The organism is Pseudolabrys sp. Root1462 (assembly GCF_001426945.1).
In the GTDB taxonomy this organism is placed as follows: domain Bacteria; phylum Pseudomonadota; class Alphaproteobacteria; order Rhizobiales; family Xanthobacteraceae; genus Pseudolabrys.
The window spans coordinates 970,516-992,624 of sequence record NZ_LMFS01000001.1; the positions used below are offsets into that span (position 1 = coordinate 970,516).

The window sequence follows — 22,109 nt, forward strand, 5'->3', positions numbered from 1 at the left end:
CGTCGATGGAAACGAGAGCGAATTACGTATTGATAGGCGTGTTCACGCTGGCGGTGATCGCCGGCGTGTTCGGCTTCATCTACTGGTTCCAGAACATCGGCGGCACCGGCGAGCGTCTGTTCTACCGCATCGTGTTCGATGGCTCGGTGTCGGGGCTGCGCACCGGCGCGACCGTGTTGTTCAACGGCATCCGCGTCGGCGAAGTGACCGGCCTGCGGCTCGATCCGTCGAAGCCGAAGCAGGTAGTCGCGACGCTGTCGGTCGATAAATCGGTGACCGTGCGCGACGATACCGGCATCGGTCTCGAATTCCAGGGCCTCACCGGCATCGCCTCGGTGTCGCTGATCGGCGGCAACCCGTCCGCGAAGGTCGTCGCCGGCGCGGGCCAGGGCGAAACGCCGCCCTTGCTGGTGGCGCCGCCTGGCGCGACGCAGGACGTCACGCAGGCCGCGCGCGAGGTCATGCGCAAGCTCGACGATTTCATCTCCCAGAACCAGACCGCATTCCATGCGGCGCTGGAAAATATCCAGAAGTTCACCGAGTCGCTGTCGCGCAACTCGGAGAACATCGACAAGACTTTGGCCAATATCGAGCAGTTCACCGGCGCGCTGTCGCGCAATTCGGAGAACGTCGACAAGACGCTCGCCAATATCGAGAAGTTCAGCGGCGCGCTGGGCCGCAACTCGGATCGCATCGACAACATCGCCAAAGGACTCGAAGGCCTGACCGGCGGCGCGGACGGCAAGGGCGGCGACATCAACGAAGCGGCGCGCTCGATCAAGACGCTGGCGGACAATCTCGACAAGCGCACCGCGGAGCTGACGGTTTATATCGGCCGGCTGGCAAAGACAGGCACGCGCACGCTCTCGACCATCGACAAGGCGGCGAAGAATTTCGACGAGAACCCGAGCCGCCTGATCTGGGGCGGCGCGCCGCCGGACGAGAAGAGGAAGGAACAGCTGCCCACGCCGGCGCGGCGGTAGGCGGCCTCGCTTCTGCGTCACCTTCATCCAGACACTGGGCCCCGCTTTCGGGCGACTAAGTGAAATCACCGGAAACGAAAACGGGCGCCGCGAGGCGCCCGTTTCAATTTGTACTCGGCAGCATCCGCCGCGATCAGTCGAAGCGGCCGGCCGCGTGCGCCAGCATGGTGTAGACCTTGCCGGTTTCCGAGGTCAGGTAGGTGCGGGCGACCACCTGACCGCGGTCGTCGCGCGAGACTTCCTCGAGCAGCCGTTCGAACTCGCCGATGTAGCGATCGACCGTCTGCTTGAACTCGCGGTCCGACCGGTACTTGCGGCGGATCTCGTCGAACGCCTGCTGACCCTGCAGCGTGTAGAGCCGGCGGGTGAACACGTTGCGTTCGCCGCGCTTGTAGCGGTCCCACAGATCGGCGGCGGCTTCGTGGTCGATCATGCGGGCGATATCGACCGACAGTGAATCGAGCGACTCGATCGAATGCCGCGCCGTGCGGTCGTCGCCGCGGTTGTTGTCGCGGTCACGGCTGGTCTCGCGGACCGGCTCGCGGGCGTAGTCGCGCGACGGCTGCAGCGGCTGCTGATCGCCGTCATCGCGCGAGGCGCGGGTCAGCAGATCGCTGAGCCAGCCGCGGTTGCCGCTCGCCGCCGGCTGAGCCGGAACGGCTGGCGGAGCGGGCGGTTCGCTGCGCCGCGCCGGCGGCTGGGCGAAGTTTTCCGGACGCTGCGGCAGCGGCCGCGGCGCCGGCTCAGGGCGCGACGGCGGTTCGCGGCCGCCGATCACGGCGAGCGTCGGCTCCTCGCGCAGGCGGCGCTGCTGCGACACCGGCTCGACGGCGTCGAGATTGCGACCGTGACGGGCGACGATGCGGTTGAGTTCGGCCAGCGCCTCGATCTGATCGACGATGGCGCGGCGCATCTGCGCGGCGTTCTCGGCGGTCTCCTGCGGCAGCTCGAACACGCCGCGGCGCAGCTCGGTGCGGGTCGCCTCCAGCTCGCGCTGCATTTCGGCGGCCATCTGCTTCATGTCCTGCACGGTCTCGGCAAAGCGCTCGGTGGCCTCGCGGAACATGGTCTGCGTCTCGTCGGACGACTCTTCGTACATCCGGCGCATGCCCTTGGCCGCCTCGGCGAAACGCTCCTGCGCGTCCTGCACCAGCGACTGCGTCTCGTCGGAGGACTGCTCGTACATCCGGCGCAGGCCCTTGGCCGCTTCGGCGAAGCGTTCCTGGGCGTGCTGGAAGATCGACTCGGTCTCCGACGTGGTCTGCGAATAGACCTGATTCATGGTCTCGACGGTGCGGCGGCGCTCTTCTTCGGCGGTCTGGCGCACCAGCGCGTACTGCTCGGTGATGGCGCGGGTGCCATCGGCGCTCGAATCCGACACCACGCGGGCGACTTCGCGGGCGCGCGCCGAAGCCGCTTCGAGCGACTCGTCGAGCAGGCTGGCGAAGCGCTTGAGCCGCTGTTCGATATCGTCGGTGCGGATATCGAGCGTGGCGACCAGCGAGTCGATCTGCGAGCGGCCTTCGGCGACGTGTTCCTCGGTCTTGCGGTTGCTCGACGTGATGAGCTCCGCGGCCTTGGCCAGATCGCGGCCGTGCTCGTCGAACTGGGTGGCGAGCTGACTCAGGTCGTTGAGCGCATGCGCGGTCAGTTCGCGGAAGTTCACGATCGTCGTTTCGACGCGGTTGGTCGCTTCGTTGGTCGTGCCGTTGACCTCGGTCATGGCGGTGACGAACTCGGAGACGCGCAGCATCAGCGTGTTTTCCAGCGCGCTCATGTTCTCATGCGAGCCGGACAGCACTTCCTGCAGCATGATATTGGCTTCGCGCAGACGCTCGAACAGCGCGGTGGTGTCGTCGCTCACCATCTTGTGCGCTTCGAGCATCTCGCTGACGGTGGAAGCGGCGGTCGCGCGCGAGCGTTCGACAGCCTTCGTCGCGGTCTCCTGCAGGTCGTTGAGCGTGCGGGTCACCGAGTTGGCGGCGGTTTCGCCAGCGGTGTTGATCATGCGCGTGATCTCGGCGCTGTTGTCCATGACCGCGCGGCTGAAGGCGACGCCCTTGACGTCGAACTCGGCGATCGCCAGTTCGGTCGCCTTGCTGACGTCGGCGGCGAATTGCTGGCCCTTTTCGGTAATGGCGTGCAGCACGCCGCCGCTGCGGTCGGACAGCACCTCGGTCATCTCGCTGGTGCGCTGGGTAACCGTCTGCGAGATCTCCTCGGCGCGAGCGACGATGTTGCGGGCGATCTCGTCGCTGGCGTTGATCAGGCTGCGCTCGGCGCTCGACGCGCCCTGGCGGATCTGCTCGGTGGTGGTGGTCGCCAGCGCGGTGAGGGCGCTTTCGGCTTCCGCCGTGTTGGTCTTGATCGCGTCCGACAGTTCCTCAAGCCGCGCGTTGAGCGTGTCGGCGGCCGATTTCGTGCGGTTCTCGATCTGATCGGTGACGGTGACGGTGCGGTTGACCAGCAGGTCCTCGAAACGCTCGATGCGGACGTCGAGCGTGTCGGCGACTTCGATGGCCCGGGCGCCGAGCGTCTTGTCCATCTCGTCGACCTTGGCGGTGATCGCGTTGGCGACTTCGGTGCCGCGGGCGTTGATGACGCCGCTGACGTCGGTGATGCGCTTGTCCAGCGCGCCGATGATCTCGTTGCCGCCATCGGTGAGGGTGTTGGCCATGTCGTTGACGCGCGCGCCGAGCAGGTCTTCGAACTGCACCAGGCGCTTGTCGAGCGTCGTCGAAAGGACGTCGGCGCGGCCGGTGACGCGTTCGTCGAACGAGTCGAGATAGGCGCGCATGGCGTCGGCCACGTCCTGCGTGCGCTGACCGAGACGTTCGATCAGGGCGCCGCCATAGGTCTTGATGTTGTGGTCGAAATCCGTGACGTGACGGGTGATGAGCGTGCCGAGCGCGGCGGAGTCGCGCTCGATCTTTTCCGACAGCGCGGTGCCGTTGTTGTCGAACACCTGCTCGAAGGCCTTGAGGCGCTCGGCCAGCATGGCCTCGGTCTGCTCGTTGCGATTGTCGAGGCTCGCGGCGAGGAGATCGGCATTGCGCCGGAAGGTGTCGGCGACCGACTGGCTGCGCGCCGCCAGCGTCTCGTTGGTGCGGGTGCCGGTCTGCTCGATGAGGGCGACGATCTCGTGGCCGCGCGTGCCGATGTTCTGCACCAGCGCTTCGCTGTTGTCATTGAGCCGGCCCGCGATCTCGTCGGTGCGCTGCGACAACTGGTCGGCGATCTTGGCGCTGGTCTGCGCCAGCGCGTCGGTGAACTGCTGCGAGCGCGACGCCATGGTGTCGATGGTGCCGGAGGTCTTCTGCGCGAAGCCCTGCGCCACCTGATCGAGGCGGGTGCCCATCATCTGCTGCAGGCGCGCCGCCATCTCCGAGAACTCGTCGTGGATGTGGTCGGTCTTGAAGTTGAGGCTGTCGGCGAGGCGGTCGCTCGCCGAGGCGATCGCGGTGGTGGCGCGATCGCTGGTGGTTTCCAGGCGCTCGAGCAAGGTCGAACCGCGTTCGCCGAGGGCGTCGATCATCGAGTCGCCGGCATGGCCGAGCGCCAGCGTGATGTGCTCGCCCTTTTCGGTGAGCGAGCGGGTGACGCGCTGCGCCACCTCGTTGACCTTCTCGGCGACGAGATCGCCGACCGAGGTGATGTCGTGCGACAGGTCGAGATGCACGGCGCCGATCGCCTTGCGCACCTGGTCGGCCTGGCTGACCAGCGTGTCGCGCTGGTTGGAAAGTTCGGACAGCAAGTCGCGAATGCGGACCTCGTTGTCGTTATAGGCGCGCTCCAGCGCCGAAACCTCGTTGTGTACCAGCGCTTCGAGCTCGGCGGCGCGCGCCAGTGCGCGCTCGACGCCGTCGCCCATGGCGGTGACTTCGCGGCGGATGGCCTGACCGACGGAAACGATCTGATCGCGCGCGGCGGTCTCCGGCTGCGCAAGGCGCATGGTGACTTCGGCCATCGACTCGGCGACCAGACGCAGATCCTGCGAGCGGCTGAACAGATGGGCGAGAACGTAGAAGAAGACCACCGGCACGACGATCGCGGCGACAATGCCGGCGACGGTGGCGATGGCGACATTCGGCGTGCCGAGCAGCGAGGAAAGCTCGCCGCGCGACAGGAAGGCGAGCGCGGCGGCGCCGGCGGCCCAGGCGACGGAGAGGACGGTGGCGACGGCATAAGGCGCGCGGGCGCGGCGGCGGCGCAGACCCTGGAGCACAAGCCCGATGCTGGCGCGGTCGTCATTGGCCGGCGTGCGCGGCGTGCCGTCGGCATTGAGCCAGTGCGAGGAGCCTTCGGCTTCGCGGCCGGCACCGGTGTCGCGGATCGGCTCGGGATCGCGGAACAGGTCGGCGGTCGGCGGCGACTCGAACTCGAAGGTGTCAGGCTTGTCCTGCGATGCCGGGGCATCGACCCGCGGTTCGGTCCGCGGCGCGATGTGGACATTGAGCGCGTCCTCGAGCGCGGCCATCGCTTGGTCCGTTGCGTTCTTGGACTGCTGCGGGTTGTTCGCCATGTCGGATCGCCTCGTCGTTACGCTGACTAAAGTCGGTACTCACGGCCTGCCGGGGCAGGACCAAACTGAAATGCCCGACGCCGTGCACCGGCGGCAGGTCTCCGATCTCTTGGGGGCGCAATAGGTGCGAAGGTTCCATCTGTCCGCCAGGATTTCATCCTATCGTATTGGCAATTCGAAAGAAACGGCCGCCGGTAAGGATGTTTTAATCATCGTTAACGCGCCTTAACCACATCCTCCGCCGGCCTCGCGGTCGGGGCCAAGATGCGGCGCGATCAAGGAAATTTGGATGCGAGCCCCCCATGCGCCCCCCTGGCGACCTGATGCCCGCTTTGCGGCGGCTCTGTGGCGCGGAGGCTCCGAACCCGAGGCAGAGTTACGCCGGCCTTAACCACGACCGGCAAGTTGTGGCGCCGTCATAAACCGGACGGCCACCGCCATTTACCCGCCGTTGGGGAGGCTGCCGGCACACTCACGCCCGGTGCGCCGGGGCACACGGGGATACGGCATGAACAGCGCGGTACAGATCGACGAGGCGGTGCTCGATCGCAGCCATCTGGCGCGGATGACGCTCGGCAACCGCAGCCTGGAACACGAAGTGCTCGAACTGTTCGACCGCCAGGCCGAGCTGCTGGTCGGCCGCATGCGCAAGACCGACAGCGCCGGCGTGCTCGCGCTGGCGCATGCCCTGAAAGGTTCGGCTGCCGGTATCGGCGCCGGAGCGGTGGCGCGGGCCGCGGAAGCCACCGAACGCGCGGCGCGCGGCAGCGTCGAGGAATGCACGGCGGCGGTCGATCGTCTTGCCGAGGCGGTGACGCAGGCGCGGGCCTTCATCGCCCAGTTGCTGCGGCAAGCCGACCGGCAAGCCTGATCGCTGGCATTCGCCGCCGGATGATTATATAGAGGCCGCGCGCCGGATCCGGCGTTTCTTCCCACACAAAGCCGGCCTTTCCGCATGCCCAAGATCACGTTCATCGACTTCAGCGGCACCGCGCGCACCGTCGACGCCGAGAACGGCGCGACCGTGATGGAGACGGCGCTGCGCAACAACATCCCGGGCATCGAAGCCGAATGCGGCGGCGCCTGCGCCTGCGCGACCTGTCACGTCTATGTCGAGGAAGCCTGGCGCGCCGCCGTCGGCGAGCCGTCGCCGATGGAAGAGGACATGCTCGACTTCGGCTACGACGTGAAGCCGAATTCGCGGCTGTCGTGCCAGATCAAGGTGAGCGACGCGCTCGACGGGCTCGTGGTGCGTACGCCGGAGAAGCAGGCGTAAACCGCTTTCGGCACGACGGCCCGCTCATCGAACGGAGCCACAATGACCGATCAAAGCATCGAGACGACCTGCTGCATTGCCGGCGGCGGACCGGCCGGCATCATGCTCGGCTTTCTGCTGGCGCGCGCCGGCGTCGAGGTCACCGTGCTGGAGAAGCACGCCGACTTCTTCCGCGATTTCCGCGGCGACACGATCCATCCCTCGACGCTCGAGCTGATGCACGAACTCGGGCTGCTCGACGAATTCCTCACGGTGCCGCACGACGAAGTGCGCGAGCTGACCGCGCAGATCGGCGACGCGCGCGTCAAGGTCGCCGACTTCACGCATCTGCCGACGCGCTGCAAGTTCATCGCGCTGATGCCGCAGTGGGACTTCCTCGATTTTCTGGCGAAGCAGGGGCAGCGCTTCCCGACATTCGACCTGCGCATGGGCGCCGAAGCCGTCGATCTGATCGAGGAGGGCGGCCGCATTGCCGGCGTCCGCGCCAAAACCGCGGACGGCATGATCGACATCCGCGCCGATCTCGTCGTCGGCTGCGACGGCCGGCATTCGACGGTGCGCGAACGCGCCGGTCTCGCGGTCGAGGATCTCGGCGCGCCGATCGACGTGCTGTGGTTCCGCCTGTCGCGGCGCGACAGCGATACGCCGGAGACCTTCGGTCATCTCGAGGCCGGCCGCATGATGATCATGCTGAACCGTCGCGACTACTGGCAGTGCGCTTATGTGATTGCGAAGGGCGGCATCGAGGCGGTGAAGCGCGAGGGCCTCGCGGCGTTTCGCCAGAACGTGCTGGCGATGTCGCCGTTCCTCGACGACCGGATTTCCGAACTCGACGATTGGGACAAGATCAAGCTGCTGACGGTGGCGGTCGACCGTTTGAAAACCTGGCACCGACCCGGCCTGCTGTGCATCGGCGATGCCGCGCACGCGATGTCGCCGGTCGGCGGCGTCGGCGTCAATCTGGCGGTGCAAGATGCGGTGGCCACCGCGAACATCCTGGCGCAGGCGCTGAAGGAGCGCCGCGTCACGGCCGAGCTGCTGGCCGCGGTCGAAACGCGGCGGTCATTGCCGATGCGCGTCATCCAGCGCCTGCAGGTGTTCGTGCACAATCGCGTGCTCACGCGCGTGCTGGCGAGCCGCGGCCGCATCGCGCCGCCCTGGCCGGTCAAACTGCTCAATCGCTTTCCGCTGCTGCGCCGCCTGACGGCCTATATCATCGGCATCGGCGTGCGGCCGGAGCACATCAGGACGTCCGCGTCCGCGCGGTGACCCACCGCGCCGCCAGCACGGCGACGACAAACGGCACCAGCAACACGAGCCGGCTCTGATAGCGATCGACCGGATGCGAGAACACGCCGCAGACGACGGCGTTGGCGGCAAGCGCGGCGAATAGCGTCAGGCCGAGCGCGCGGGCTTCTGGCGTCAGGCCGAGGCGGCGGTGGAACAGCATGGCGAGCGCCAAGGCCGCGAGCGACAGATATCCCACCGGCACATGCAGCATGTTGAGCGGCGACACGTCGAAGCGGTCGGCCTGCTGGCGCGCCGCGAGAAACTCCGGATAGAGCCGCGGCAGGAATTCTTCGAGGGCGGCGTAGGTCGGCTGGTTGTCATCGACGCCCACCTCGGTTTCGAAGCTCATGAATTGCGAGATCGCCGCATTGACCGCGGTGATGGCGTGCGTCACCGGATATTCGGCGAGCGTGCCGGCGATGATGCGCTTGGCTTCCGGCTCATAGGCCTCCCAGCCGCCCATCTTGTAGAGCGGCGAGCCGCCCCACCACAGCCAGGAATCGGCATCCTCCTGGATCTCGCTCTTGTATTGGCAGAGCTGCAGCGTTTCGTCCGGACAGTGATCGGCGATATAACGGCTGACGATGCCGTCCTCGACCAGCCGGCCGAACAGGAAGCTGGCGCCGCCCGGCGTAAAGGCAAACTGGCCGGTGAGGATGACGTTCGACAGCGGACATAGCAGAACGCCGGCGGCGACGGCGCCGGCGGCGAAGGTCATACGCGCGCGCGGCAGCGCCAGCCACGCCACATGCGTCAAGGCCAATGCCGCCAGCACCGCGATCGCCATGCCGAGCGCGGCCATGTGGCTTGCCATGGCGAAGGCGGCGACGACGCCGCTGAGCCAGCGCTCCCAGGCAGTCAATTGCGCGTCGGCATAAGCGAGAAGATAGAGCGCCAGCACCAGGGCGGCGAACAGGATGTCCGGCATCAGTTGTCCGGCGAACCATGGCAGGCTGGTTGCGAGCGAGAGCAGCGCGACGATGCCGAGCGCCAGCCACGGCCGGCCGCCCAATCCGTTGACGCGCAAGGTTACGGCGAACAGCCACGCCATCAGCGCGGCTTGGGCGACGACGCAGGGCCAGAAGGCAAGGGGAATGCCGGCATCGAGAAACAGGCCGTACATCGCCGAGCGGCCGTTGGCGAGTTCGCGCAGCATCGGCGCGGTGAAGTAGCCGCCGGTGTCGGGGAAGACCAGCGGGAAGCCGTTCCAGACGGCCGGCACGAGCATCAGGGCGATCATCGCCGCGCCCGCGGCAACCCAGGCAACGACCGCACCGCGCGGCCCGGACAACCGCTTGCCGGCAAGCGGCTGGCGGTCGACGGCCTGGACATTCGTCATGCTGAATTCCCCAACGGCGTCGGCGTGAGCTTGCCGGTGCCCCGCGCCCCGGAAAATGACATAGCGCAATACACGGCGGGCAGACTACGCGCCGGCGTATGAACGCGAGCCGAATAAAATGGTTCACCGCCGGATCAGGCGGTCAGGTCGCCAGAATGTCGCGGGTGGTCGCGGTGCTGGCGGCGCTGCGCTGTTCGTAGAGCCGGACCAGGGCGAGCCCCACGGTGAAAACCGCCAGCCAGACGAGGCGCGCGCCGTAACGGTCATGCGGGTTGGCCAGCCCGCCGCAGACGAAAGCATTGGCCAGCAGCGCAAGGATGCAGACCAAAGCGAGGTCGCCGAACTCGCGCGGCAGCCGCCCGGTCCAGCCCATGAAGACGATGAACGGCAGAAACGCCATCGAGATCAGTGCGACCGGATAGTGGACGGCGTTGATCGCGGTGAACGAAATCTCGCCCTTCTGCTGCCTGGCCGCCCACATCGTCGCCTGCAACTGCGGCGCCCAGTCCTTGACGATGAAATAGGTGTGCCAGATCCAGTTCACGACGCCTTCGCCGGTGCGCACGGCGACGAGTTGCGCGGCCGTCGCTTCGATCGTCGTCTTGATGACGTCGAGCGGAAACTCCGCGACGCTGCCGAGCGCCACCCGCTCCATCTCGGCGCTCATGCCGGCGAAGCGGCCCAGCTTGTCGAAATCCTTGTCCGCCCAGAACCAGTCGTCGGCATTGTCGGGCAGCCGGTTCTTGATGGCGCAAAGCTTGATGGTCGGATCGGGACAATGCTTGTCGAGATATTTCGGCACAATGCCGGCCTGAAGCATGCGGCCGAAATACATGGAGAAGCCGCCGGGCGTCCAGGCGAGGCGCTGCACCAGGATGAAATCGGTGGCGAGGATGATGACGGCGCCGAGCGCGATGGCAAGCACGCCTTGCGCGACGCGCAGACGCGGCAGCCGCTTGCGATCGAACAAGGTCAGGACCAGCGAGGCGGCGGAAAGCAGGATCATCACCGCCAAGGTCGCGCTGTGGCTGGCGCAGGCGCAGGCGATCAGCGCGATGAAACCGTAGCGCTCGCCGCGCGTCAGCAACTCGGCGCGTGCCAGCAGCATATAGAAGGCGAGGACCGCCAGTCCGCTGTAGATGTCGGTCAACAGGATGGCGGTGATCCATGGCAGCGTGGTCAGAACCGACAGCGCGGCGATCAGACCGAGCAGCAGGAGCGGGCCGTCGCCATAGCCGTGGGTGCGCAGCGCCACCGCCAGCACCCAGATCGTCAACCAGGACTGGATCACCAGAACCGGCCAGAACGCCAGCGGCACATTGATCATCAGCAGCAGACCGTAGATCAGCGGCCGGTTGATCAGCAGCGTGCCTTCGTACCAGCGCGCCAGAAAGCCGCCGGTGTCGTATTCGAGCAGAGGAAAGCCGTTCCAGAGCGCCGGGGCGACCAGAAGCAGGGTCGAAAGCGCAACGGCAAGCGCCCAGTGCGCCTGGGTGCGGGTCATCGTCATTTTATGGCGTTCCGGCCAACTCGAAGCCCGGCTGGGGCTCGGCACATCCTGAAAACGCGGCCACTCATCAGGGAGAGTTGTGGCCGGGTCAAGGCTGCCGGCGGGTGGTTCGGCCGCAGCGAGCAAGGCTGGACCGGAGGCAGAAACCGGACGTCCGCGCCACGCGACACCTGCGGCAGATTGTCGCAGGTTAAGAAGCCTCACTTCATTCCAATTCCAAAGAATTTGGTACCGCGTTGAGGCCGGGCGACAAACAATTATGGCTAGAACTGTAAGTATTCAAAACAAGAATCCACAGTATCCGGCTAAATAGAATTCGCGATTTTAATTCCGGCGCGGCGCCTTAACAGTCCCCATCGCAAAGAACGGCGTCGGCAATTGAGTTTCGGCGCATCAATACATGCGCTGGGGGCGTGAATGGCGAACAGTAACAAGGGCGACGTGCGTCGCCGTATCGCGGCGGCGTTGATGGCCGGCGTTGCCGGGATCTCGCTGCCTGTGGCGGCTGTTTCGCGCGCCGGTGCCCAGGAAGCGGCGGTGCAACTGCAGACCCTCACCGTCGAAGGCAAGACTGAGTCGCCCTATGGTCCGGTCGAGGGCTACGTCGCGCAACGCGGCGCCACCGGCACCAAGACCGACACGCCGCTGAAGGAAACGCCGCAGTCAGTCAGCGTCGTCACCGCCGACCAGATGAAGGACCAGGGCGCCACCAATGTGCAGCAGGCGCTGCGCTATACGCCCGGCGTGATGGCCGACAGCTACGGCCCGGACTCGCGTGTCGATTCCTTCCAGATCCGCGGCATGAGCGCCGATACCTATCTCGACGGCATGCGCATCACGAACTCGTGGTGGAATTCGCAGCGGCTCGATCCCTACATGCTCGAGCGCATGGAGGTGCTGCGCGGTCCGTCGTCGGTGCTGTACGGCAGCACGACCACGGCCGGCCTGCTCAATCTCGTCAGCAAGAGGCCGCAGGAGAAGGAACTGCACGAAGTCGGCGTGCAGTATGGCAGCTTCAATCGCAAGCAGATCCAGACCGACCACACCGGCAAGCTCACCGCGGACGGGCAGTGGCTCTATCGCATCGTCGGCATCGGCCGCGACAGCGATTACCAGACCGATTACGTCAAGGATGACCGCGTCGTCGTGATGCCGGCGATCACCTGGCGGCCGACCAACCAGACCAACTGGACGATGATCGCCACCTACCAGAAGGACAAGACGGGCTCGTCGAACCCGTTCCCGCCGCATTCCGGCACGATCTTTTCCAACCCGAACGGACAGATTCCGATCAATCGCTTCGCCGGCGATCCGGCGACCGATCTCTATCAGACCGAGACGCTGTCGCTCGCCAGCCTGTTCGAACACCGCTTCAGCGACGCGTTCAAGGTGTCGCACAACATGCGCTACTCGGACATCGACGGCGCCTATCATACGGCCTACGTCTATCCCTGGTCTTATCTCGATCCGGCGCAGCGCACGGTGTCGCGCTATGTCGACTGGTGGGATGCGCACCGCAAGACCTTCACCTCCGACAGCAATGCCGAGCTGAAATTCTCCAGTGGGCCGCTGGCGCACAAGCTGCTTGTCGGCTTCGATTTCCGCCGCATGAACGAGAGCGGCCAGACCGGTGGCTATGTCGATGCGACGCCGTTCGATCTCTACGCGCCGACCTACAATTCGATCGCGGCGCCGACGATGACGCCGACTCCGGGACTGACGCAACGGCAGGCCGGCTTTTACGCGCAGGACCAAATGCGCTGGGGCGACCTCATCGGCGTGTTCGGGCTTCGCCACGACACCGCGACCAGCGACATCCAGGGGCTGGAACCGCAGACCGACCGCGCCTGGAGCGGCCGGGCCGGTTTGATGTACGAACTGCCGCACGGCATCACGCCCTACGTGTCCTATGCGCAGTCATTCGATCCGCAGTTCGGCTCGGCGCCTTACGGCAACGACCGCTGCCTCGACACTTCGAGTGGACTCTGCAAGCCGGTCTATGGCGAACAGTACGAAGTCGGCTTCAAGTACAGTCAGTCCAAGGATCTCGTCGTCAATGGCGCGCTGTTCGACATCACGCAGAAGAACCGCAAGACCTGGGACAGCACCTCGAACCTTGGCTATACGCAGATCGGCAAGGCGCGCATCCGCGGCGCCGAACTCGAGGTGCTGGCGACTGTCGCGCGCGATGTCGACCTGATCGGCGCCTACACCTATCTCGACGCCAGGGTCGAGGAGGGCGACAATGCCGGCAAGCACATCGAGACGGTGCCGCAGCATCAGGCTTCGCTATGGGCCAAGTACCGCTTCGCGCTGCTCGGCATCGACGGCTTCTCGCTCGGCGGCGGCGTTCGCTACATCGGTGCGGTGTGGGACGGCACCGACACCATTCAGACGCCCGGCTATACGCTGTTCGACGCGATGGCGTCGTGGGAGAACAAGAACTGGCGCTTCCAGATCAACGGCACGAACTTGACCGACAAGACCTACTTCACCGCCTGTCTGGCGCGCGGTGATTGCTTCTTCGGTTCGGGACGCACGGTGCTGGCGACCCTCACCTACAAGTTCGGCGCGCTGTCTTCGCGGTCCGACACGGCGCTGTCGCGATGAACGCGTCGGTTCGCTCGGCCCTGGTGCGGGTCCACCGCGTCACGGGCCTGTTTCTGGCGGCGTTTCTGTTCGTATCGGGTGTCACGGGAAGCCTGATCGCGTTCTGGCCTGAGCTCGATGCCGCGCTCAATCCGGAATTGTTCAGCGTGCGCGGCGCGGCGCCGGCGTTGCCGCCGGCCGTGCTGGCGGCGAAGGTCGAGGCCGCCGACCCGCGGGCGCAAGTGGTGTGGATGTCGGTCAATCCGGGGCCGGGGGAGCCGATCGGCGTGTTCGTTGCGCCGCGCACGGATCCGGCGACCAAGGCGCCTTACGACCTCAACTACAACCAGCTCGCACTCGATCCATCGAGCGGCGCCATCCTCGGCAAGCGCTTTTGGGGCGCCTGCTGCTTCGAGCGCAAGAACCTGATGCCGTTCCTGCATACGCTGCATTACACGCTCTATCTGCCGGAGCGCGTCGGCGTGTGGGTGATGGGGCTGATCGCGCTGTTGTGGTTCGCCGATTGCTTCGTCGCCATCGGCCTGACATTTCCGACGCGGCGGCCGTTTCTATCGCGCTGGGCCAATGGCTTTCGCATCCAGCGCGGCACCAGCGGCGGCCGCTTCATGCTCGATCTGCACCGCGCCGGCGGGCTTTGGCTGTGGCTGCTGCTGGCGATCCTGGCGATGAGCGGCGTTGCGCTCAATCTGGAGAAGGAAGTGTTTCGGCCGGTGGTCTCGTTCCTGCTGCCGGTCGACCGGGAGCCGGTGCCGCCCAAGGCGCCGGCGGATGCCAAGCCGCTGGGCTTTGCTGCGGTGCTGGCGCTGGCGGATCGCGATGCCGAACGGCTGGACTGGGGACGGCCCGGCGCGATCTATCATGACCTCGCAGCCGGCACCTATTTCGTCAGTTTCCAGCGCAGCCTGCTGGACCGCGGCGAGGGCATGGGCATCAACGGGCTCGTCTACAGCGCCGCAACCGGCGCGCTGGTCGAAGAACACGTCCATGGCTCAGGCCGCGTCGGCAACATCGTTCTGGACGCCCAATTCCCGCTGCACAGCGGCCGGCTGCTCGGCACGCCGGGGCGCGTCGTTATCTGCGTCGCCGGCCTCGTCGTCGCGGCGCTGTCGGGTACCGGCGTTCTGATGTGGTCGCGGCGGCGCCGCGCCAGGGCTCACCTGCGCAGCACGAGGCCGGCGCCCGTGCTATAAGAGGCGCATGTTCATCGGTTTCTTCAACGACCTCAAAGCCGCCGGCGTGCCGGTGACCCTGCGTGAATACCTCACGCTGATGGAGGCGCTCGACGCCGACCTCGCGTCGCGACGCGTCGACGACTTCTATTACCTGGCCCGCGCCACGCTGGTGAAGGACGAGCGCAACATCGACAAGTTCGATCGCGTGTTCGGCCACACCTTCAAGGGCCTGGAATTCCTGAGCGATGCGGCGCTCGAGGCCGACATTCCGGCCGAGTGGCTGAAGAAGCTCGCCGACAAGTTCCTCACCGAGGAAGAGAAGAAGCAGATCCAGGCGCTCGGCGGTCTCGACAAACTGCTCGAGACCTTGAAGCAGCGCCTCGCCGAACAGAAGGGTCGCCACCAGGGCGGCTCGAAATGGATCGGCACCGGCGGCACGTCGCCGTTCGGCAATGGCGGCTACAATCCGGAAGGCATCCGCATCGGCGGCGAGAGTACGCATCGCCGCGCCGTGAAGGTGTGGGACAAGCGCGAGTTCAAGGATCTCGACGACCAGGTCGAACTCGGCGCCCGCAACATCAAGGTGGCGCTGCGCCGGCTGCGCAAGTTCGCGCGCACCGGTTCGGCCGACGAGCTTGACCTCGACGGCACCATCCAGGGCACCGCGCACAAGGGCTATCTCGACATCCACATGCGGCCCGAGCGGCACAATGCGGTGAAGGTGCTGCTGTTCTTCGACATCGGCGGCTCGATGGACTGGCACATCAAGGCGACGGAAGAACTGTTCTCGGCGGCGCGGACCGAGTTCAAGCACATGGAGCATTTCTACTTCCACAACTGCCTCTATGAGAAGGTGTGGAAGGAGAACCAGCGCCGCTTCCAGGCGACGACGCCGACCTTCGACGTGCTGCACACTTATCCGCACGACTACAAGGCGATCTTCGTCGGCGATGCGTCGATGTCGCCATACGAGATCACGGCCGCCGGTGGTTCGGTGGAGCATCACAACGAGGAAGCCGGCGTCGTGTGGATGGACCGCGTGTTGCGCAACTATCCCTCGGCCGTCTGGCTCAACCCGATCCCGGAGAACGAATGGGCCTTCACCCATTCCATCGGCATGATGCGCCAGTTGATGGGCGGACGGATGTATCCGCTGACGCTCGATGGGCTGGACCGCGCGATGCGGGAACTGGTGCGGTAAGGTCGCGAATTTACAAACATTAACGGTGGGCACGCCGCGCGAGTGGTGTCCCGCTCCATTGCGCTCGATCAATGCAGCCTTGCCGGAGTCACGTATTTTGCCGGCATGCCGAATGACGAATCAGGCGCAAAGGTAAATCCGATGGTCCCCGTGGCAGGTGTGAGCGGCTCAACTCCGGTGCCGCCGCCGGTCGTGAGCTCGGCGGCGTGGCCGCGCGAAGGCTCCGTGCTGGCGTTCATCGCAGCCAATTGCGGGCAGTGCGAGCGCAACGAAGCCTGCGACATCACCGATGTGCCGGCGGAGCCGTGCCAGAATCTCCCCGACGCTGCGTCGAAGAAACCGGCCTAGGGCCGCCGGGCGGTCAGACGGCGACCGAATGCCGTTTCTGCGCTGCCGCCAGATAGCTGTCGAACACCGACGCGACGATGCGGACATAGGGCCGTCCGCCGGTCGTCACCGTGATGCGGGCGCCGTCGATGGTGATGAGACCTTGGGCGGCCAGCGTCTTGAGTTCCTCGTACTCGGAAACAAAGGCCGCCGGGCCGCCGAAGCGGTCGAGGTCGAGCGCCAGATCGCACATCAGGCGCTCGATGATCGTGGCGCGCAGCTTGTCGTCCTCGGTCAGCGCGAGGCCCTTGACGGTAGCAAACCGGCCGGCGGCGATGTGGCGGGCATAGCCGGCGGTGTCCGGTGCATTCTGCACGAAGCCCTGCGGCAGCTTGCCGATCGAGGAAGCGCCGACGCCGATCAGCGTGTCGGCATCGTCGCTGGTGTAGCCCTGGAAATTGCGGTGCAGCCGGCCTTCGCGCGCGGCAATGCTGAGTTCGTCCTTCGGCAGCGCGAAATGGTCGAGCCCGATGGCCTGATAGCCAAAGCTGGCAAACACCTCGGCGGCGACCGCGGCCTGTTCGAGGCGCTCGCCGGCACCCGGCAGCGCGGCGGTGTCGATCAGGCGCTGATGCGTCTTGAACCACGGCACATGCGCATAGCCGAACAGCGCCAACCGCTGCGGCTTGAGCGAGCAGGCCAGTTCGGCGCTGCGCGCCACGTCGGCGGCGGTCTGCGTCGGCAGGCCGTACATTAGGTCGAGGTTGAGATTCGCGATGCCGGCGTCGCGCAGCCAGCCGGCGACGCGTTCGCTGTCCTCGAACGGCTGGATGCGGCCGATGGCGCGTTGCACGTGCGGTGACGCATCCTGCAGACCGAGGCTGGCGCGGTTGACGCCGATCGCCTTAAGCGTCGCGACCAGCGGCCGGTCGATGCGGCGCGGGTCGAGTTCGATGGCGTGCTCCTTGAGTTCGCTCAAGTCGAACTGCGAGGCGAGTTGCGCGGCGATAGTCTCGAACCAGTGCGGGCCGAGAATCGACGGCGTGCCGCCGCCCCAATGCAGATGGGTCAAGCGAGCGCCGTTCAGCGATTCCAGCAGTTTGATTTCGGCGATGAGTTGTTCGGCGTAGGCATCGACCGGGCCGCGGCGGCGCACCGCGCGCGTGTTGCAGCCGCAGTAGTGGCACAGCTCAGTGCAGAACGGCACGTGGATGTAGAGCGAGATCCGCGAGCTTTGCGGCAGGGCGTCGAGCCATGCACGATAGACGTCAGGGGTAACGGCAGAAGTGAAGTGCGGCGCCGACGGGTAGGACGTGTAACGCGGCACATTGCGTTCGGCGAGCGCCAGCGCGCCGGTTACCTTGCCGCTTCCTGACGCGGGACCCATTGTTCGCCTTCCTTCCCGTAACTGTGCTTGACCGCCGCCCAGGCGATCATGTGCGAGCGACGTTCACGGTCGCCTTCGCCGGCATGAGCGGCGTAGGCGTGGTTGAACGCCTCGCGGTAGATGTCCTGGGCGTGGTCCGGAAGATGGGTGCGGACGCTGTCGGGCAGATCTCGATTGGCCGAATATGGCATGACGCAAACTTTCGAACGGCCCTTCGCCACCAGGACGAAGAGAGGTTAGCGGGGGCTCATCTGGCCTCCTTGCGCTAAATCAACTCGGGAGCCGTAAGTTCGGTTTCCGACAAAAGAAAAACGCCGGGCGAGGGCCCGGCGCTGGAAGGCAGAGGGAGAGCGAGCAGATCAGGCGGCGTTGGCGGCCTTGATCTCGGCGGGTTCCTCGGTGGCCTGCTGTGCCCGCTGCAGGCTCATCACCTCGCGCATGACGCGGGCGAAGTCCTTGCGGGCGGTTTCCAGCGCGCCCTCGACCACGGCACGATCGAGTTTTTCGCGCTGGAGCGCAGCGCTGAGTTCCTCGATCGCCTGCTCGGCGAGCTGCTTGTCGGTCGAACGTTCCTTGTTGATGGTGTCGACCTGGACCTTGAGCGCGGCGATGACGTCCTCGGCGCGGCCGAGCGCGGCTTCCTTGGCCGTGTAGGCGCGGGTGAGGGCGCCGCTGCGCTCGATGAGCGTGGCGCGGAGCTGCTCTGCGTCCTTGAACTCGCTTTCGCGGCGCAGCCGCTCGGCTTCCATTTCGGCCAGACGCGACTGCAGGCCGTCGCGCTCGCTGATCGAGTCGGTGAAGCGGCGGTCGAGATCGCGCAGTTCCTCGGCGCGCTTCTGCAGATGTTCGCGGGCTTCGACCAGAAGACTGTCGGTCACCGCGGTGCGGGCCTGCAGCGCCTCGTGACGCATGCGCTGGCTGGTGAGCTCGTGGTTGTGACGCTCCTGCATCTCGTCGAGGGCAGCGGCGAGGCGGCCGCGCTCGCCGTTGAGTTCGGTGAAGTTGCCTTCGACCTGGCGCAGCCGGCTTTGCGCCGCATTGAGCGCCTGTTCGGTCTCCGACAGCTTGCGCGCCAGACGCGCCGCGTCGGCGCTCATCTTGTCGAGCAGCGCCTGCTGCGTGCGCTTTTCGTCATCCGCCATCATCAGGCGCTGGCGCGCGGCGTTGATGTCGGCCTCGAGCGAAACGATCCGTTTTCCGAGCGTGGTGGCGCGCTCGTCGAGCCGGCGATTCTCGTCGCGCAGCACGGCGTTTTCGCCGGATTCATGCGCCAGTCGGCCTTCCAGATCGGCGATCTGCGCGCGCCGCGCCGCGACATCGATGGCGATTTCTGCTTTGGTCGCTTCGACCGTGCGCAGCACGTTCTGCGTCGTCGCCAGTTCCTGACGCAGCGCGCTGGCGTCCTGCTCGGAGTTTTGCAGTTTCTTCTCGAGGTCGGCGACCTCGTTGCGCAGCTTCCCGTAGGCGGTGCGCGTGTTGTTGAGAATGGTCTGAAGGCTGACCTTCTCCGACTTCTCCGCTTCCAGCGCGCGCAGGGTCTTGCTGACCGGATCGACCAGCTTGCCGACCGCGGCCTTGATCGTGTCGAGTTCGCCGATCTTGGCGTTGGCGTCGAGCAGCAGGTTGCGAAGTGTTTCGTTGTCGCCGCCGATTTGCGAGCCCAGCGCCGAGAACAGTTCCTCGTCCAGTTCAAGCGCGGCATCGGGCACTTCGGTAGCGGTCGGTGACGGCTGCGCTACTAGATCGATGGCGCTCGGCTTGCGGCCGAACAGCCCCCCGAATTTGCTCATTAAGGTGACCCCTATGCGCCGATGCGCCCGGCCAAAGCGACGCAGAATCACTTATTTACTATTCCTAACAGACTGTGAATTTCCAAGGGTAAACAAGAGGTTAACGGCGCCCGATCGGCGGGTAATATCGCTGATCGATCAGAGGCTTACTGCCCGTTAGAAAATTTGGCGACGATGCGGCGAAAATGCATCGAAATGCCTCGTCATGCGTTATTTGCACTGTGAATAAACTTGGACCGCTGCCATTCTGCCCCTCGACTCGGCGGCCCGAAGCAGACGACAAAGAGCCGCATTTCGCCGCAATTCCGCTTTTCCGGGAGACCGTAATGAACCGTATCTTGACCCTGGCCGCTGCGTTACTCGCGGCCGGTACGCTGACCCTGCAGTCCGCCCAGGCGGGCGGCCGTCACCATGTCGACAACCGCCTGAAGGCGGTGGCAATCGGCACCGGCGCGGCGACGACGGCCGGTTACTTCGCCATCAACAACTGGCACTGGAAGTGGCAGGACGGTACCTTCCCGACCCAGCTCGGCGCCATCGTCGGCACCACGCTGGCCTGCACCGCGATTTCGCCGATGATCGGCACCGTGGTCGTGAACCGCCCGCTGACTCAGCGCGAAGGTCATGTCCTGATCGGCTCGTGCATCGTTCCGATCATCGGCGGCTATCTGGTCAACGCCGCCTATGATGCGCACCCGGAATGGGAGCCGCAGACGGCGCCGGCGCCGCGGCACTGGAAGAAGAAGAGAAAGATGTAATTTTCGCGCGACCTGTCGCGTGACTGAAAACGCCGGCGCTCGATGAGCGCCGGCGTTTTGCTTGGCCCGGTCAGTGTTTGCGCGCGATGAAAAGACCTTCGCACAGGCGGAAGGTGAAGTCGTCGCCTTCGCCCTTCGGCTCGAGCACTTCTTTGACCGCCGGCGTGACCTCGCTCAGCATGGCGCGCAGCAGCCGCTTCATCGTATCGTCATAGCGCTGCGCCCAGCTCTTGAATTCCATCTTCTTGTAGATCTGTTCGTCGTGGCCGAGCACGAAGCCAGCATCCTTGATCGCGGCGCGCCATTCTTCCATGGTCCAGGCCCGCAGATGGCTCGGGTCGCGAAAACGCTCGAAGGCATTGACGTAATCGCCCACGATGCCCGGCGGCACGACATTATCGACCACCGCCAGAACCGCGTCCGGCTTGAGCACGCGATGGGCTTCGGTGAGAAATTCCGGAATTGAATCGAAGTGGTGCGGTGCGATCCGGCAGGTGACCAGATCGAAGCTGGCATCGTCGAACGGCAACTGTTCGGCCTTGGCGTAGGTCGTGCGGATGTTGGCGAGGCCGCGCTTGGCGGCCTCCAGCTTCACCATGTCGAGCATTTCCTGGGTGATGTCGGTGGCCCACACCCGCGCGACATGGGGTGCAAAGGTGTAGGCGACGTGGCCGCCACCGGTCGCGATGTCGAGGACACGCCAGTCTTTTTGCGGTGCGGTGAGGGTAACCAGGCGCTCGAGGCTCTTGCCGAGCGCGTGCGGCGTCGACGTCAAATAATGAGCGGCGGTTTTTCCGAATTGCTGCTGGACCAGAGTCTTGTTCATGGCATGACCCGCTGCGTTGGCGTGAACATGCGCCTCAATAGCCGGTCGCGAGTTCCGGAGATAGCCGGGTTTGCCGCAGACAGCTTTTCCAAAACTGGCGGAAAGGGCAGGGCAGCCCGCTGATCAGGACTTGTTATTCTGATCGTGCTGACCGCTCGCCATGTCGTCGTAGCCGGCGCGGTCGGAATAGAAGGCCAGCGCCATCAGGCCGCCGCCGATCAGCAACGAGAAAAAGACGCCGCCGATAATGGCGAAATAGCCGTACAGCGGAATGTCGCCGGCGAATTCAATCCAGGCGCTGCCGGCGAACCAGAGCGCCGCGACGAGAACCGCCAGAAGCGGGACGATGACGTACCATTTGCCCATGCTCATCATATAGGCGCTCGACCGGGGATTGTCACACAGGCGAGCAATGCAAAAGAAGATGCCCGGCCGCGAAAGCCGGGCATCCAAAGCCTTGATTAAACGACCACAATGACACGTCGGTCGTTACTTAGCAGCCGTTACTGGGCAGCCTTTACTTGGCAGTGCCCGTGGCCGGCGGGGTCGTGGTCGTGCTCGGCGACTTCATTCCGCCAGCGGTGCCGCCCATGCCGCCACCCGAACCGGTGGTCGTGGAGGTCGAGGCCGGCTCATAATAGGCGAACTTCGGCGCGTTCTTGAGCTGATCCTTGGTGTAGCTGACCTTGATCTTGTCGATCGAGGCCGAGTCAGCCTTGCGCGTCACCGAGATGTTCTCGAACGGCAGGGCGACGTCCTTCTGGCCGACGCCCAGGAAGCCGCCGACGCCGACAACGACGGCGCTGATCTTGCCGTCGGTTCCGACGATGAGATCGTTGATTTCGCCGATCGAGGCATTGTCTGGACCGTAGACCGAAGCGCCGATCAACTTCGAACCGCGCCAGTCACTCGACGGCTGGGTCTGCAGGAAATTGCCCGAGGCGGGGGTCGCCGAGGTGGTGGTGGTGGCGTGCGGCGCCGCGGACGTCGCGGGAGCGGTGGTGGATTGCGCGAAAGCCGGCGTCGCAAGAGCGGCAGTAAGCGCAGCAGCGATGATCGTGTGTTTTCTCATAAGTCATCCTCCTCAGTGTGGATGGGCGCATTGCAAAAATGGGAGC

The 22,109-nt window shown here is 65.5% G+C and carries 18 protein-coding genes; 9 read left to right on the top strand and 9 right to left on the bottom strand.

Translation table 11 applies throughout. From position 1 onward, the window contains the following. Positions 1 to 5: 5 nt before the first annotated feature. Complete coding sequence (locus ASD45_RS04585) at positions 6 to 983, top strand: MlaD family protein (RefSeq protein WP_056910408.1); 978 nt, start codon at positions 6 to 8, stop codon at positions 981 to 983. A gap of 133 nt (positions 984 to 1,116) precedes the next feature. On the opposite strand, the gene ASD45_RS04590 is transcribed toward ASD45_RS04585, so the two are convergent. Continuing rightward, entirely contained in the window at positions 1,117 to 5,505 is a 4,389-nt protein-coding gene (locus ASD45_RS04590; RefSeq protein ID WP_056910409.1) for a hypothetical protein, read from the bottom strand. Positions 5,506 to 6,013: 508 nt separating this feature from the next. Here ASD45_RS04590 and ASD45_RS04595 point away from each other — a divergent pair. The 3 genes from ASD45_RS04595 (at position 6,014) to ASD45_RS04605 (ending at position 8,050) form a co-directional block, all read left to right on the top strand. Next, a complete protein-coding gene (locus ASD45_RS04595) occupies positions 6,014 to 6,376 on the top strand; it encodes an Hpt domain-containing protein (RefSeq protein WP_056910410.1) in 363 nt (120 codons plus the stop codon). An 84-nt stretch (positions 6,377 to 6,460) separates the two neighbouring features. Next, the gene (locus ASD45_RS04600) at positions 6,461 to 6,781 is read left to right on the top strand and encodes a 2Fe-2S iron-sulfur cluster-binding protein (protein ID WP_056910411.1); all 321 of its coding nucleotides are present in this window, start codon (positions 6,461 to 6,463) and stop codon (positions 6,779 to 6,781) included. A 42-nt stretch (positions 6,782 to 6,823) separates the two neighbouring features. Continuing rightward, positions 6,824 to 8,050, top strand: a complete 1,227-nt coding sequence (locus ASD45_RS04605) for an FAD-dependent oxidoreductase (RefSeq protein WP_056910412.1) — start codon at positions 6,824 to 6,826, stop codon at positions 8,048 to 8,050. Here ASD45_RS04605 and ASD45_RS04610 read toward each other — a convergent pair. Then, positions 8,025 to 9,410 carry a hypothetical protein gene (locus tag ASD45_RS04610; protein ID WP_056910413.1) on the bottom strand — a complete coding sequence of 462 codons (1,386 nt, stop codon included), beginning with the start codon at positions 9,408 to 9,410 and terminating at the stop codon, positions 8,025 to 8,027. The two genes, ASD45_RS04605 and ASD45_RS04610, sit on opposite strands and share 26 nt — an antisense overlap. A 142-nt stretch (positions 9,411 to 9,552) precedes the next feature. Continuing rightward, positions 9,553 to 10,920 carry a hypothetical protein gene (locus ASD45_RS04615; RefSeq protein WP_156380708.1) on the bottom strand — a complete coding sequence of 456 codons (1,368 nt, stop codon included), beginning with the start codon at positions 10,918 to 10,920 and terminating at the stop codon, positions 9,553 to 9,555. Positions 10,921 to 11,337: 417 nt separating this feature from the next. Between ASD45_RS04615 and ASD45_RS04620 the strand changes: the two genes are divergently transcribed. From ASD45_RS04620 to ASD45_RS04635, 4 genes are all read left to right on the top strand, one after another. Continuing rightward, the gene (locus ASD45_RS04620; protein WP_056910415.1) at positions 11,338 to 13,530 is read left to right on the top strand and encodes a TonB-dependent siderophore receptor; all 2,193 of its coding nucleotides are present in this window, start codon (positions 11,338 to 11,340) and stop codon (positions 13,528 to 13,530) included. Continuing rightward, positions 13,527 to 14,720, top strand: coding sequence for a PepSY-associated TM helix domain-containing protein (locus ASD45_RS04625; protein WP_056910416.1), 1,194 nt, complete (start codon positions 13,527 to 13,529; stop codon positions 14,718 to 14,720). The genes ASD45_RS04620 and ASD45_RS04625 overlap by 4 nt, the downstream gene beginning before the upstream one ends. Positions 14,721 to 14,727: 7 nt before the next feature. Next, positions 14,728 to 15,903 (top strand): VWA domain-containing protein, encoded by a 1,176-nt coding sequence (locus tag ASD45_RS04630; protein WP_056910417.1) that lies wholly within the window; start codon positions 14,728 to 14,730, stop codon positions 15,901 to 15,903. Between the two features lie 141 nt (positions 15,904 to 16,044). Next, positions 16,045 to 16,251: a hypothetical protein gene (locus ASD45_RS04635; protein WP_156380709.1), complete on the top strand. Its 207-nt coding sequence runs from the start codon at positions 16,045 to 16,047 to the stop codon at positions 16,249 to 16,251. Positions 16,252 to 16,264: 13 nt separating this feature from the next. On the opposite strand, the gene hemN is transcribed toward ASD45_RS04635, so the two are convergent. The 3 genes from hemN to ASD45_RS04650 form a co-directional block, all read right to left on the bottom strand. Then, positions 16,265 to 17,617: an oxygen-independent coproporphyrinogen III oxidase gene (gene hemN / locus ASD45_RS04640; RefSeq protein ID WP_056910419.1), complete on the bottom strand. Its 1,353-nt coding sequence runs from the start codon at positions 17,615 to 17,617 to the stop codon at positions 16,265 to 16,267. Beyond that, entirely contained in the window at positions 17,587 to 17,808 is a 222-nt protein-coding gene (locus tag ASD45_RS04645) for a ChaB family protein (protein WP_056910420.1), read from the bottom strand. Before ASD45_RS04645 ends, hemN begins: the two co-directional genes overlap by 31 nt. A gap of 168 nt (positions 17,809 to 17,976) precedes the next feature. Further along, positions 17,977 to 19,407 (bottom strand): hypothetical protein, encoded by a 1,431-nt coding sequence (locus ASD45_RS04650; protein WP_056910421.1) that lies wholly within the window; start codon positions 19,405 to 19,407, stop codon positions 17,977 to 17,979. A 326-nt stretch (positions 19,408 to 19,733) separates the two neighbouring features. Here ASD45_RS04650 and ASD45_RS04655 point away from each other — a divergent pair, with 326 nt between their 5' ends. After that, positions 19,734 to 20,165, top strand: coding sequence for a hypothetical protein (locus ASD45_RS04655; RefSeq protein WP_056910422.1), 432 nt, complete (start codon positions 19,734 to 19,736; stop codon positions 20,163 to 20,165). Between the two features lie 70 nt (positions 20,166 to 20,235). Here the strand turns inward: ASD45_RS04655 and ASD45_RS04660 are convergent, their stop codons facing one another. The 3 genes from ASD45_RS04660 to ASD45_RS04670 form a co-directional block, all read right to left on the bottom strand. Next, positions 20,236 to 20,991 (bottom strand): methyltransferase domain-containing protein, encoded by a 756-nt coding sequence (locus ASD45_RS04660; protein WP_056910423.1) that lies wholly within the window; start codon positions 20,989 to 20,991, stop codon positions 20,236 to 20,238. Positions 20,992 to 21,114: 123 nt separating this feature from the next. After that, entirely contained in the window at positions 21,115 to 21,363 is a 249-nt protein-coding gene (locus tag ASD45_RS04665) for a hypothetical protein (RefSeq protein WP_156380710.1), read from the bottom strand. 145 nt (positions 21,364 to 21,508) lie between these two features. Then, a complete protein-coding gene (locus tag ASD45_RS04670) occupies positions 21,509 to 22,063 on the bottom strand; it encodes a PRC-barrel domain-containing protein (protein WP_056910425.1) in 555 nt (184 codons plus the stop codon). Between the last annotated feature and the right edge of the window lie 46 nt (positions 22,064 to 22,109).